Source organism: Acidaminobacter sp. QWL-03 (assembly GCF_058683855.1).
This window is the reverse complement of sequence record NZ_CM178752.1, coordinates 1,856,827-1,869,658: the sequence shown is the minus strand read 5'-3', so window position 1 is coordinate 1,869,658 and position 12,832 is coordinate 1,856,827. Positions and strand designations below refer to the sequence as shown.

The following is a 12,832-nucleotide window of genomic DNA, read 5'->3' as shown; positions in this document are numbered from 1 at the left end:
GTGTTACTTTTTTGTGTTTTTGAATATTTTAAGGTATTTGAGGTATAATGTAAGCAGAAACACAGTGTTATGTCACTCGTTTGTTTGAAAGGACGTGATGATTTGAAACGACTTATTGCAATGTTCTTATCGACCGTGCTGATTTTGATGATGTCAGCGTTTGCATTTGCCTATGTAGATGAAGGGGAGTATAAAGTTGTTATTGAGACCCCTGACGATGAGTTGAAGCTTCTTAATGAGGATGATAAGTTCTTTGTTACAGGTTATATCATGGCTAATGATGATGACATCATTGAGTGGATAAAACTGACCATCAACGACGTGGAATTGGAAATTGAAAGTGATGATATTGATTTCGATGACGTTATTGGAGACTGGGAAAACGAGAAGTTTGCGTTTAAATTTGTCGTTAATCCTGATGATTTTAATATTGAAGATAATGTGAACGACGATTATAACATTGAGGTAAGTACTCGCATTGAACCAGATGATCAAGCTCTTGGCGATCAAACTGAATCAGACAGTAAGACAGTAGAATTTAAATTTGATTATGATACAGACTATGATTTGCAGTTAACGAAGCCAAGCAAAGACATCGTTGTGGACAACTGGAGTGATGACACACTTATCAAAGGCTGGATTCAAGCAGACGAAGGCGATGTGTTGAAATTCCTGCGAATTGAGATTGATGGGGATGGCGCACCGCAGTATATCACACTCATCGATCAGCCAAGTGAATATGTTATGTTGTCAAATGACAAATTCAATTTTGAAGCTGAATGGAACCTTTCCGTGGAAGATGAGTTTGTGATTACTGTTTTTGCGTGGATCAATCCTGATGAAGATGGCGACGATGACGATGTATTAAAATTTGAAGATGAGATTACTGTTGAAGTCATATTTGATGAAAATGAAAATGGCGACAATGGTGACAATGACAACAAAGACATGGATAACTATCCTGCTGCCCCTGCCGTCGCTAACAAGATTCTCAAAGAACTCGGCATATCCAACCGTTATATGGGCACCAACCTGATTTCCGAAGTATCAAAATTAATGGGTCCTAACACTGAGTTTGATGGTGTTCTTAAGAAAGATGCAGTGAAATATGAAGAAGCAATCCGCGATTATCTGGAAGACCGCATCGAAGAATTAGAAGACATGGAAACACCGCCTGCCCCAGGCAATTCTGCAAACAAAGGCAATGGAAAGAATAAAGGCAATTGATAATGACAGAAACTCGGTGTCAGACACCGAGTTTCTAAACCAAAAACCCGCCCGAAGCGCAAGCTTCAGGCGGGTTTTACCATGTCCTTGTTATGCGGGATTCCTAGTACTCCGGCGGCAGCGCCATCATCTCTTCATAAGTGAAGACCGGGCCGTCGACGCACATGTAATGGCTGCCCACCTTGCAGTGGCCGCATTTGCCTGCGCCGCAGCGCATGTGGGTTTCAAGGGTGGTCAGGATGTCTGTCGGTTTAATCCCCAGGGCGAGGAGGTCCTTTGAGACTTCCTTGATCCGCTTAGGGGACGCGCAGACCAGTGCTGTAGTGTTGCTCCAGTCCAGATCCAAGCCCGGCAGCAAGTCATTGATATAGCCTTGGTGGGCCTTGACCTGATCCGTTGGATCCTTAAGGGCGTAATGCACTTCGACACCCTCAAGTTCTGACCAAAGCTTCAGTTCATCCTTATAGATGACCTTGTCATATTGCAGCGCGCTGGCCATGATGACAACCTTGCCAAAATCCTGCAGGTTGTCCACGACCTGCACCAGAATAGTTCTGAGCGGCGCCATGGCCACGCCCGATCCAATAAAGACCAGGTTTCGCCCTTTGAGAGGTTCATACGGGAGCGGTCTGCCGTAAGGGCCCCGGAGTCCCACTTTGTCGCCGACTTTCAAATGGTACAGGATGTTGGAGACGGTGCCCACATTCTTGAAGCAGAAATCAAACTCGTCGCTTTCCTCAGGACCGAATGGGATGGAGATCGGCACCTCGCCTTCACCAAAGACCGTGATCTGGAAGAACTGGCCGTTCAGCTTAAAACTCTTGTGCAGCGCCGGATCGTCATATTTGACGTAGATCCGCTTGATCTCCGGGGTCTCCAGCTCGATCTTCGTGATCGTCGCCACATCCGGCGTAAAGAGTCCGTTGCGCACGTTGATTTCGCGGTCGAAGATTTCGTGACGCATGGCTGTGATCTGGTGAATCGCAGGGGGCTCCGGATTTTCCTTCGCCTCTTTCTGAATCGAGTGGATGATATCTATAATGCTGATGTAGGTTGGGCAGACATCTGTGCAGCGGCCACAGCCGGAGCAGCCCTTGTACCCGAAGCGCTCTTCAATATACTTCAGTTTGTCGTAGACTCTGTACCGCGTCCTGGACAAAGCGTTGCGCGGATTATGGAACTCCGCATTGCGGGTGAAGTGGTCGCTTTGACAGGAATCCCAATAGCGGACGCGCATGCCGTGATCCTTGTCCCGGTTCTCCTCGACGACGTTAAAACAGGTGCAGGTCGGGCAGACGTTGGTACAGCCGGTACAGCCTATGCAGGCGTTCGCCTCGTCCAGCCAGAAGTCCGCGTTGAAGGTCCTGGCCATATCCTCGTGAAGGTTCGTCAGGTCCATTTTCAGCGGGAAGCTGTCCGCCACCTTCTGCCGGAGCTGTTCCTTCATGCTCAGCAAAATCCCGGGGGAGACGTCCCCGGCAAACTCATCTGACACTGGCACGAAAAAGTCCGCCGCGGCTTCGATCAGCTGCTGTCCTTTTGTTGTAGCGGACTCCACCAGGTAGAAGCCTTCCAGCTCTGTTAAAGCAAGGTCGTGGCCGATGGTCGAGAAAACCCCAGTTCCCACCGACGTACAGAAGCAGTGGGGGCCGGCCTTCAAGCAGTTCACAGCGACAATATAGACCTTGTCGCGACGCGACGCGTAGTTGGTGTCCTCAAATTCTTTCATATAGAAGTGGTCAGTATACCCGACGCCGTAGGTATCACAAGCCCTGACGCCATACAGGATCCTTTCGCCGGCATGCTGCTTTGAGAGATTTTCCACTTTCACGCCGCCGGCATCCCGATCCCACCGGAAAAGCGCTTCCTTCTGCTCGAACATCATCTCTTTGACGGGCAGGGTGAGGTTGATGTAGGCTTCGGTGCGGGGGAAGTCGACCATCGGCAAAAGGGAAATGTCTTTGCCTTTGCCGGAAGGGACGTAAACCGGAATGGTCTGATTCCAGCGGCCCAGGACGAGGTCAAGATTCGATTTTTCCAGTTGATAGAGCAGCGGGGTCTTCATTTTTCCACCTCGATTCTGACGGCTGTGACCTTGAGCTCAGGGATCTTGATCAGCGGATCCAGATGCTGGCCGGTCAGTCGGTTGACGGGGGATTCAGCAAAGTGGAACGGCATAAAGATGGTCTTTTCGTTGATGCGGTCGGTGATTGCGGCCATGGCGGTGATGCTGCCGCGGGCGGAGGTAACGCGGACCATCTGGTGCTCCTTGATGCCCAGCGCTTCAGCATCCTTGACGTTGATCTCAACGAAGCCGTGAGGGTATTCCCGGTGCAGGGTCCAGACCTTGCGGGTCATGGTGCCGGTGTGATACTGGTGGGTGACGCGGCCGGTGGTCATGATGAACGGGAATTCTTCGCTGGTGCGCTCACCTTCGCGCTCAAAGTTGTTGATGGTGAAGAGGCCTTTGCCGCCCTGGCGGCGGAACTGGCCGACGTGGAGAATTGGAGTACCCGGGTGGTTCTTGTCCGGACACGGCCACTGTATGCCGACCTCCTGGATGCGCTCGTGGGTGATGCCGGCATAAGTTGGGACGAGGAGGTTGATTTCGTCCATAATTTCGGAAGTGGATTTATAATCGACGTCCAGGCCCATGCGCTGCATGAGTTCGTTAAGAATGATCCAGTCGGGCTTGGAGTTGCCCACAGGCTCGATGACTTTGCGGATCAGCTGGACCCGGCGCTCGGTATTGGTGTAGGTGCCGTCTTTTTCCAGCCAGCTGGAGGCCGGCAGGACGACGTCCGCGTATTCGGCGGTTTCCGTCAGGAAGAGGTCTTGAACCACCAGGAATGGCAGCTTCTTGAGAGCGTGAATAGTGTGATTCTGGTCCGGATCGGAAAGAACGGGATTCTCGCCGACTATGTACATGGCTTTCATCTTGCCTTCGTCGATCAGATCGAACATTTCAGACATGACTTTGCCGCGCAGGCATGAAAAGTCGCCCCACGCATTGGAAAAGCGCTCCCAGGTAGTCGGCCATTCCGGACGCTGGTAGCCTGGCAGATAGTCCGGCAGTGTCGCCATGTCACCGGAGCCCTGGACATTGTTTTGTCCTCTGAGCGGGTTGATGCCGGTGGACGGACGGCCCACATGGCCGGTCAGCATGGCCAGGTTGGCCAGGGCACAGATGCTGCGGGTGGCGGTCACGTGCTGGGTGACCCCCATAGTATAGAGGATCATGGCCTTGTCGCTGGCAGCGTAGGTCCGGGCGAAGTCGCGAATGGTCTCAGCCGGGACTTTGGTGATGGGCTCTGCCCACTCCGGCGTGCAGTCCGCCACAGACGCTTTCATTATGTCATAGCTGTTGGTGCGTTCATCAATAAATTTTTGGTCCTGGAGACCTTCTTCGATGATGACGTGAATCATGGCATTGATCATGGCCAGGTTGGTGCCGGGTTCGATAGGCGCGTAGCCATGGGCAAAGTCGGTGAGACGGATGCGCCTTGGGTCTGCAACGTAGAGCTTGGCGCCTTTGTCGAGGGCTTCAAAAATGCGGGTGGCCACGAGGGGGTGCTGCTCGGTGGTATTGGAGCCAATGACGAAAATCAAGTCCGCGTCGCCGATTTCTTCAATGGTGTTGGTCATAGCGCCGCTGCCAAAGGAGATAGCCAGACTGGCTACCGTTGGGCTGTGTCAGAGGCGGGCGCAGTGGTCGATGCTGCTGGTTCGCAGGGCTTTTCTGGCGAACTTGGCCATGAGGAAATTCTCCTCATTGGTGCACCGGGCAGAGGATAGCATGCCGATGGTCTCCGTATTGTCCCCGCCGGTCATGGCAGCCTTGAAGCCTGCAACGACTCTGTCGTAGGCATCTTCCCAAGTGGTTTCGCGGAAGCTGCCATCGTCATTTCTTACGAGGGGATTGACCAGCCGTCTGGAGTCGCGTACGAAGCCAAAGCCGTGCCAGCCTTTTGAGCAAAGTTTGCCCTGACTCACCACGTGATTGTAACTTGGCGTGATGCCGAGAAGGGTACCGTCATCCGCCACATTGACGTAGATGCCGCAGCCGCACCCACAGTAGCCGCAGGTGGTTTCCAATCGTTTCATCCTTCTGCCTCCTTGCTTTAGTGGCGTTCTGTATTCAATAAAAGACATCATCTAATGAATACCCTCGTTCCATGTGGCAAAACGGGAATGTTGGCGTCCGTAAAAACAAAAAAGGAAATTGGCGCAACGCACCGATCTCATTCTGAGTCTTATTGGAGTTGCTTAAGCAAAAACTGCCCTGTTCTTCATTTTCAACGCATACATCTTTTCGTCTGCAGAATGGATGACTTCATCCATAAGCTCCACCTTCGTCAAATATTCTGTACCATAAGAGATGGACAGCGGAAAATCGAAAGGTTGGTCCAGAAGCAGTGCCTGATTGATCCTGCTGAAAATATGATTTGCTTCATCCAAAGAGCATGAGGACAGGATCACGAGAAATTCGTCCCCGCCGTAGCGGATGATGACATCCTCCGAGCGCAGCGTCCGCCCCATGGTATCTGCCACATATTTCAGGGCGAGGTCACCGGTTTTGTGACCATAGGTATCATTGATCACCTTGAGGTCATTGACGTCCACCATAGCCAATATATAGTGCGTCAACTCGAGCAGGCTGAGGGGGGCGTTCGAAATCTTCCACTCCTCCAGGTAGCGTCTGGAAAACGTGCCTGTCAGTTGGTCCCGGTTCGCCATATCCATATATTTTTCCTTGGATTTTTCAGCGTGAGCCATCAAATGCCGGATGTGGAACACAATAAACCGGTTGCTGAGAAACAGCACAGCCCCAACCGCCAACGCAAATCCCAAAAGGTTCATCAGGATAATGTCATCCACGCGTTCGTAGAGGTCCTCATTTGAGGTGGACATATGCAGCGCCTGGTTTGTGCCGTCAATGGGAAGGACGAAACCGGTGTACCAGCCATTGTCATAAAGCATGACACCGCCGGCCTCCTTCAGTTTGGCCCCTTTTTCAAACAATGAATTTTGCTGTGTCAGGTCGATAAAAGAAAAGGTCATATTGTTTCGGTTCAGCGGTTCTGCCAACGCGGCGAGATCGTACAGAATCAAATCGTAACCGTAAATCATTCCGCCTGTCATCAGCGGCACTGCCACAAACAGCCCCGGCGTTTCACGACCTGTCAAAAATACCGTCTGAATATGGCTTGAATTGTAGTCGTTTCGCTGGCTCAAGAGAGCAGGAAGATATTCGCTGCCGATAGTCGCGTTCACACTCCCGAACAACAGCCTGGCACCGGCGATTAAATGGGGCTGTTTTGAGGCTTCGTACAGGAAACCATCGGCGCTGATCTTTTTGAGCTCGTCCAAGGTCAGCTTGCCGTTCAAATAGTCATCCAGAGGTGTGTGCTCAATCAGTGCATGGGAAAAATTGTTGGCGTTTTCATGGCTGCGCAATATGAATTGATCCACAGTGCTGACTGACGCCTTGGAAATCAGGACATAATTCTCCAGTGTCATTTTTTCGAGAGCCGACCGATAAGGCTGAAACAGAGTGACATAAGTAATCAGGACAATAAGAACAAGTAAAATCCATGTCCATACTTTGAATCGCCGAATGAAAGGATTGGATTTAATCATAGGCAAAAGTCTCCAATTTGGGGTGTAATTCTTGTCGCGATTTCAACAAATAGGATATAGAATTATTGTGTGTTTTCTATGAAGATATCCATTTCCAACTGAATATTTCGTGACGCAATAAAGTGTTCAGCCTCAGGGGCGGGCAGCGGTCTGCAGAAATAATAGCCTTGGGCCAGATCGCAGCCCTGCTTCAGCAGATACTGAAGCTGTGACTCGTTTTCGACGCCCTCTGCCAGAACCCTGAGTCCAAGACGGTGTGAGAGGTCAATGATGGCGCTGAGCAAATGAAGGTCTGCCGTTTCCTCTGTAATCTGACTGATAAATTCCCGGTCGATTTTCACAGTATCAATGGGAAGCTTATTTAAATAAGTTAATGAGGAGTAACCTGAACCGAAGTCGTCAAGTGCTATGGAAAATCCGATCTCCTTCAATTGATCCAGGATCTTGAAACTTTTGTCCATATCCTCAATTATTGCCGTTTCCGTGATTTCCAGATCAAATTCTTCCGGCATAATATTGTAAACTTTCATGTAGCGTTCCAGGGTTTCTGAGATATGGTTGTTGGTCAGGCATTTTCCGGAGAGGTTGATGGACATAGTGAGTGAACTGAAGCCAAGGTGGTTCCAGTCGTCTTTTTGCTTTGCGGCCGTTTTGATGACCCACTCGCTGATGCCTGTTATGAAACCGTGCTGTTCAGCAAAAGGGATGAAACTCATAGGGGAGACGGGGTGCCCTTCGGCGTCCTTCAAACGGATTAGAGCTTCAACACCTGAGACTGTCATAGTGCTCAGTTCAATAATTGGCTGATAAACCAGAGAAAACTGATTCTGATCCAGTGCAGTTCTGAGGAGGCTGCTCATATGAATGGTGTTCAGAATATTATCGCGCATCTCATCCCTGAAGAGGACGCATTTGCCTCGGGCGTGTTCTTTAGCGTGGAACAATGCGGTATCGGCATTGATTTCCAGGGTGTTCAGGTCACAGCCATGGGTTGGATAGACCGCCATACCCATGGTGACTGAAACAAAGAATTCCTGTTCGTGACAAGTCCATTTGAATTTAAGCAGCTCAGCGGCAAGTTGCATTTTGTCTGCCATAGTCGCTATGTCATCCTCAGACACCAGCATGATGGCAAATTCATCTCCGCCAATCCGTGAGACCAAATCAGGTTCGTTAAACATGCCCCTGAGTTTTTCGGCAAAGAGCTGAAGCAGCTGATCCCCTGCTTCTACCCCAACGCTGTCGTTGATGTGTTTGAAATCCACCAAGTCCATGTAGACAATGGCGATCTGCTTGTGCTGATTCACGGCGTCATCCAGGTGCTGCTGGACCTGGAGCCTGAAGTAGCTGCGATTGGGAAGTCGTGTGAGGGTATCGTGATAAGCCATCTCGTGAAGCTGATCCAGCATGATTCGATTCTCCGTATCATCAAGACCTACACTCAACAAATACTTGAGTTCGCCCTGCTGATCCCTGATCACACTGCTATGCCATAGTATGTCTGCTCTTCTGCCGCTTTTGCACACAATGGTGACATCGACATGCTCAGTTCTTTCTCCGCTGAGGATGGCTTTCATGAGGCAAGCATTTTGTTCGAGATCTTCGGAAGGGCTGAGGAGCTCCAGAACATGGCGGCCGATGGCTTCTTCTTCAGAATAGCCGGTGATCAGCGCTGCCATGGGATTGAAGCGGACAATGCTGCCTTTTGGATCCATCATCAGGATCATGACCGGCGCTCTGAGCAGGATGCTCCCCAGTAATTCTTTCTCCTGATGCATGGCGTCGCTCATCAGTACACTATCTGTAATATCTGTGTGTGAGCCGGCAATCTTTTTGGCCTTTCCCGTTTCATCCCTGAAGGCGACTGCCCGGCTGTGGATCCATCTGGTTTCCCCGGTATCCGAACAGACGCGGTATGTGTTCTCGTACAAGTTATTGGTGCTTTTGATGAAGCTGTGAAGTGCGTTCTGGGTAATATCCCGATCCTCAGGATGCAGAAGCGCAATCCAGTCATCAACATTATTGGTCAGCGGCTGCTCAGACAAGTGATATTGAGGCTTTGACAGGATCGAGGAATGATAGTGATTTGTTTCTAGATCCCATTCCCATAAGGCGTCATTGGAACCTTCCAAGGTAAGCTGATACCTCTGATCACTGTTTTCAAGTGCGGTTTTTTGATGCGCCAGAATCTCGTGCTGCCGCTCCAGGATGGTGGTGATTTCCTCAAGCTGCTGGTCGTAGGCGGTCAGCAGCTTTGTCTCATCGTAAATATGGGTGATAGCGCTTGAAAACAGTTTTATTCTTTTGAGGATTATCGCGTAGAAGACACCGCCGGACACGATAACGTAGAACCACCCTTTATAAAGCTGAAAATCTTTAAGCTGTTCCGGATCCTGAATGACAAGAGAAAGGATATAATCTGAAAACAAAATCCAGATTATGCCGATCCCCAAATACTTTAGAATAATTCCCAGGGTTTCTTTGACGGGGTTTAGATTTTTACGCGCCGCGATCATTTCCTCGCTGCGCGCTTCAATTTCACAAATACGATTTTTCAGCCAGTCAATTTTATTATATAGCATAGCTTCAACTCCGGTTTCTCAGGATGGGGCCATCTGCAAAGAGTGGATGGACCGGTCGAAGGAAGTTGGCAATGGTTCGTTTTCTGGTACAAAGTAACAATGATTACAGATAGTAATATTCTATTTCAAAAAAAATTATATCGCAACAAATTATTCGACAAAGTTCGAGACCATAATGAACAAATATCCGGAATTATAAAGAATTATACATAAGCGGGGGTATTTCTGCCGAACACATTTCTTACATCTTAATTGGGAAGTCCTAAGGTTAACTTAAATGCGTGTTTTGAGCTGTCCGGGGTATAGAAAGAAATGTTTTCTGAGAGATTGCGTTAGTCATACCCAGAAAGGAAAATAATTATGTCAACTCATAGTGACAGCCAAAGGGCGTGGATCCGGGAGACGGCCGTCTTTTTGACCAGCCAGATGTTTACGTTGTTTGGTTCTTCGTTGGTACAATATGCGATTCTATGGTACATCACCCTGGAGACCAAGTCGGGCTTGATGGTGACCATCTCTGCCATCAGCGGATTTTTGCCAGCCTTTATATTGTCTCCATTTGCAGGCGTTTGGGCAGACCGGTATGATCGAAAGAAGCTGATCATCCTGTCGGATATTGGGATTGCAGCCGCGACGCTGGTGCTGGCCTTTTTTCTGATGGCAGGTTTTGAAGCGCTTTGGCTCATGTTTGTACTGTCCGCTGTGCGTTCAGTGGGCAGCGGGATTCAGACGCCGGCGGTGAATGCGCTGCTGCCTCAGTTGGTGCCCCAGGAGAAATTGACAAGAGTCAACGGCATCAATTACAGTTTGCAGTCGGGATTAATGCTGGTCGCGCCGGTGGCGAGCGGTGCGCTCATGAGTATGACCAGTCTGCAGAATCTTCTTTTTATTGATATTGTAACGGCGGGTGTTGCCGTTGCGATTCTCATGCTCTTTCTCCATGTGAAGCCTCACAAAAAAGCGCTTCAAAAGCAGGAGTCTGGGTATTTTGAGGATTTGAAGCTGGGGTTCACGTATATTCGACAGCATCGATTCATTCTTCACTTTTTCGTGTTTTACGCAATTATAATGTTTCTGATTGCACCTTCTGCTTTTTTGACACCGCTACAGGTCACACGGACTTTTAGCGGCACCTATTGGCATCTGACGGTAATTGAGGTGGTGTTCTTCGTAGGTATGCTCGCAGGCGGCGGAATCATGGCGGCCTGGGGCGGCATGAAGAATAGAATTCATACAATTGCTTTGTCCGGTGGCATTATTGGCTTTGGCACGCTCGCTCTGGGTGTGGTGCCGACCTTTTGGGGATACGCGCTGTTTCTCGCTTTGATAGGCGTTTCAATACCTGCTTATAACACCCCGTCTATGGTCTTGATCCAGGAAACCGTTGAGGAAAATTATATGGGAAGAGTCTTTGGCGTCATGAGCATGCTGTCCAGCGCAATGATGCCGCTCGGCATGATGTTTTTTGGACCGGTCTCTGACAGGATCGCGATAGAATGGATCATGATTGTGACGGGTGCTCTGGTTGTGCTGCTCAGCGCTGGTATGATTCTGGACCGGATTTTGGTGGCGGCGGGCAATCCGAAGGTGCCTGAGGCATCGAGTCAGGATGAGCCTGTGGCAGTGGCTGCAGAGTTGCAAGATGTAGGGTCAAAGTCAGAAGAACGCTAACGTCTATACTTTAGCATAGTCTGAGAGGGTTGAATTGCTTAAGTAGTGCTTAAGTTGTTAAGTTGTGTGAAGGGGTTGAGATTTAGGGTCAGCCTTGACACTGAGGCTCATGAGGTGATAAACTTTGTGACGGTCATTGACTGGCCTTTTAAACCCCTGAAAGGAAGTGAAAGCACTATGGCTTTGCCTAATTGTCCAAAATGCAGTTCAGAATATACTTACGAAAGTGATCAGATGATTGTCTGCCCGGAATGCGGCCACGAATGGAGTATGAATGCTTCAGCTGCTGAGGCAGTCAATGAGGTTTTTGAAGTACGGGATGCCAATGGCAATGTGTTGTCTGATGGTGACACCGTCTCCATCATTAAGGATCTGAAAGTAAAAGGCAGCTCGTCCGCGCTTAAGATGGGCACTAAAGTCAAGAATATCCGCTTGGTGGAAGGCGATCACAACATCGACTGTAAAATAGATGGCTTCGGCGCTATGAATCTCAAATCAGAGTTCGTTAAGAAAATATAGAGCACTTGAGTGAAACTCGGTGTTGAAACTCGGTGTCTGACACCGAGTTTCAAAAAGAAGTGAAACTCGGTGTCAGACACCGAGTTTCCTTGCGAAAGGGTGTCATTTTGTGAAAAGTTTTAGAGAAACCTCACCTGGAGTTCTGCTTTGTTTGATCATTGCCATGCCGGCATGGTTTCTGGGCAAAGTGTTTCCTGTGGTGGGGAGCCCTGTCTTTGGAATCCTTGCAGGGATGATGCTGTCACTGTTTTTTCCTAATTTATCAGGATTAAAGTGGCGTTTCGGAGGTCTTGAGAAGGGCATAAAAATGACTTCCAAGAAGGTGCTGCAGTTGTCAATCATATTGTTAGGCTTCGGCATGAATTTATTCCATGTCTTTAAGGTCGGCAGCCAGTCCATAATGGTGATTCTGGTGACTTTAGCAGCGTCCTTTGTGACGTCCTATCTTGTGGGAAAATCCTTGAGTCTGGACGGCAAAGTGACAACACTGATTGGTGTTGGAACGTCCATTTGCGGCGGCTCCGCGATTGCAGCGACGGCACCGGTGATCGAGGCGAGTGACGAAGAGGTCGCCCATGCGATCTCTACCATATTTCTTTTTAACGTCCTGGCAGTATTTATATTTCCAACTTTCGGGCGACTGCTGGGTCTCAGCGATATGGGTTTTGGCATGTGGGCAGGCACTGCCATCAATGACACGTCCTCCGTCGTTGCGGCGGGGACGGCTTGGAGCAGTGCGGCTGGCAATGATACAGCTTTGGCGTTTGCTACAATTGTAAAGCTGACCCGTACTCTGATGATTGTGCCCATCACTTTGTTTCTTGCCATTTACACTGCCCGAAAGAAATCTCTTTTGGCTGGAACTGGTGAGGGAGGAAATGAACTTTCTGAAATTGAGAATTTTAAATTTGTAAAAGTGTTTCCGTGGTTTGTCATTGGTTTTTTGGCAGCGGCTGTAGTGAATACGGTTTTTGAGCTTGGAGCACTGTCTACGGTTTTGGTGACTGTGGGTAAGTTTCTGATCGTTATGGCTATGGCAGCCATTGGACTCAATACGAAGATCAAGAAGCTTTTGACTCAAGGGCTGAAGCCTGTGGTCCTGGGAATTTGCTGCTGGATTGCGGTCGCGGGAGCTTCTCTATTGGTACAGAGTGTCATTCAGATGTGGTAATGGTTGGTAATTGTGGTGGGTA

The 12,832-nt window shown here is 49.3% G+C and carries 8 protein-coding genes and 1 pseudogene; 4 read left to right on the top strand and 5 right to left on the bottom strand.

What is annotated here, in order from left to right; genetic code table 11:
- Window positions 1-102 precede the first annotated feature (102 nt).
- Complete coding sequence (locus tag AC4PHM_RS08595) at window positions 103-1,227, top strand: hypothetical protein (RefSeq protein WP_492017411.1); 1,125 nt, start codon at window positions 103-105, stop codon at window positions 1,225-1,227.
- 103 nt (window positions 1,228-1,330) lie between these two features.
- On the opposite strand, the gene AC4PHM_RS08590 is transcribed toward AC4PHM_RS08595, so the two are convergent.
- From AC4PHM_RS08590 to AC4PHM_RS08570, 5 genes and pseudogenes are all read right to left on the bottom strand, one after another.
- Window positions 1,331-3,292, bottom strand: a complete 1,962-nt coding sequence (locus tag AC4PHM_RS08590; RefSeq protein WP_492017410.1) for a 4Fe-4S dicluster domain-containing protein — start codon at window positions 3,290-3,292, stop codon at window positions 1,331-1,333.
- Complete coding sequence (fdhF, locus tag AC4PHM_RS08585) at window positions 3,289-5,154, bottom strand: formate dehydrogenase subunit alpha (protein ID WP_492020487.1); 1,866 nt, start codon at window positions 5,152-5,154, stop codon at window positions 3,289-3,291. Before fdhF ends, AC4PHM_RS08590 begins: the two co-directional genes overlap by 4 nt.
- 27 nt (window positions 5,155-5,181) lie before the next feature.
- Window positions 5,182-5,331 (bottom strand): annotated as a pseudogene (locus AC4PHM_RS08580) (hypothetical protein); the annotation flags it as partial.
- Between the two features lie 162 nt (window positions 5,332-5,493).
- On the bottom strand, window positions 5,494-6,867 hold the full coding sequence (locus AC4PHM_RS08575; RefSeq protein ID WP_492017409.1) for a GGDEF domain-containing protein: 1,374 nt from the start codon (window positions 6,865-6,867) through the stop codon (window positions 5,494-5,496).
- 62 nt (window positions 6,868-6,929) lie between these two features.
- Complete coding sequence (locus AC4PHM_RS08570) at window positions 6,930-9,449, bottom strand: bifunctional diguanylate cyclase/phosphodiesterase (RefSeq protein WP_492017408.1); 2,520 nt, start codon at window positions 9,447-9,449, stop codon at window positions 6,930-6,932.
- Window positions 9,450-9,809: 360 nt separating this feature from the next.
- On the opposite strand from AC4PHM_RS08570, the gene AC4PHM_RS08565 reads away from it, so the two are divergent.
- The 3 genes from AC4PHM_RS08565 (at window position 9,810) to AC4PHM_RS08555 (ending at window position 12,810) form a co-directional block, all read left to right on the top strand.
- Entirely contained in the window at window positions 9,810-11,120 is a 1,311-nt protein-coding gene (locus AC4PHM_RS08565; protein WP_492017407.1) for an MFS transporter, read from the top strand.
- A gap of 177 nt (window positions 11,121-11,297) precedes the next feature.
- Window positions 11,298-11,639 (top strand): zinc ribbon domain-containing protein YjdM, encoded by a 342-nt coding sequence (locus AC4PHM_RS08560; protein WP_492017406.1) that lies wholly within the window; start codon window positions 11,298-11,300, stop codon window positions 11,637-11,639.
- 109 nt (window positions 11,640-11,748) lie between these two features.
- Window positions 11,749-12,810, top strand: a complete 1,062-nt coding sequence (locus AC4PHM_RS08555; RefSeq protein ID WP_492017405.1) for a YeiH family protein — start codon at window positions 11,749-11,751, stop codon at window positions 12,808-12,810.
- The last annotated feature ends 22 nt before the right edge of the window (window positions 12,811-12,832 follow it).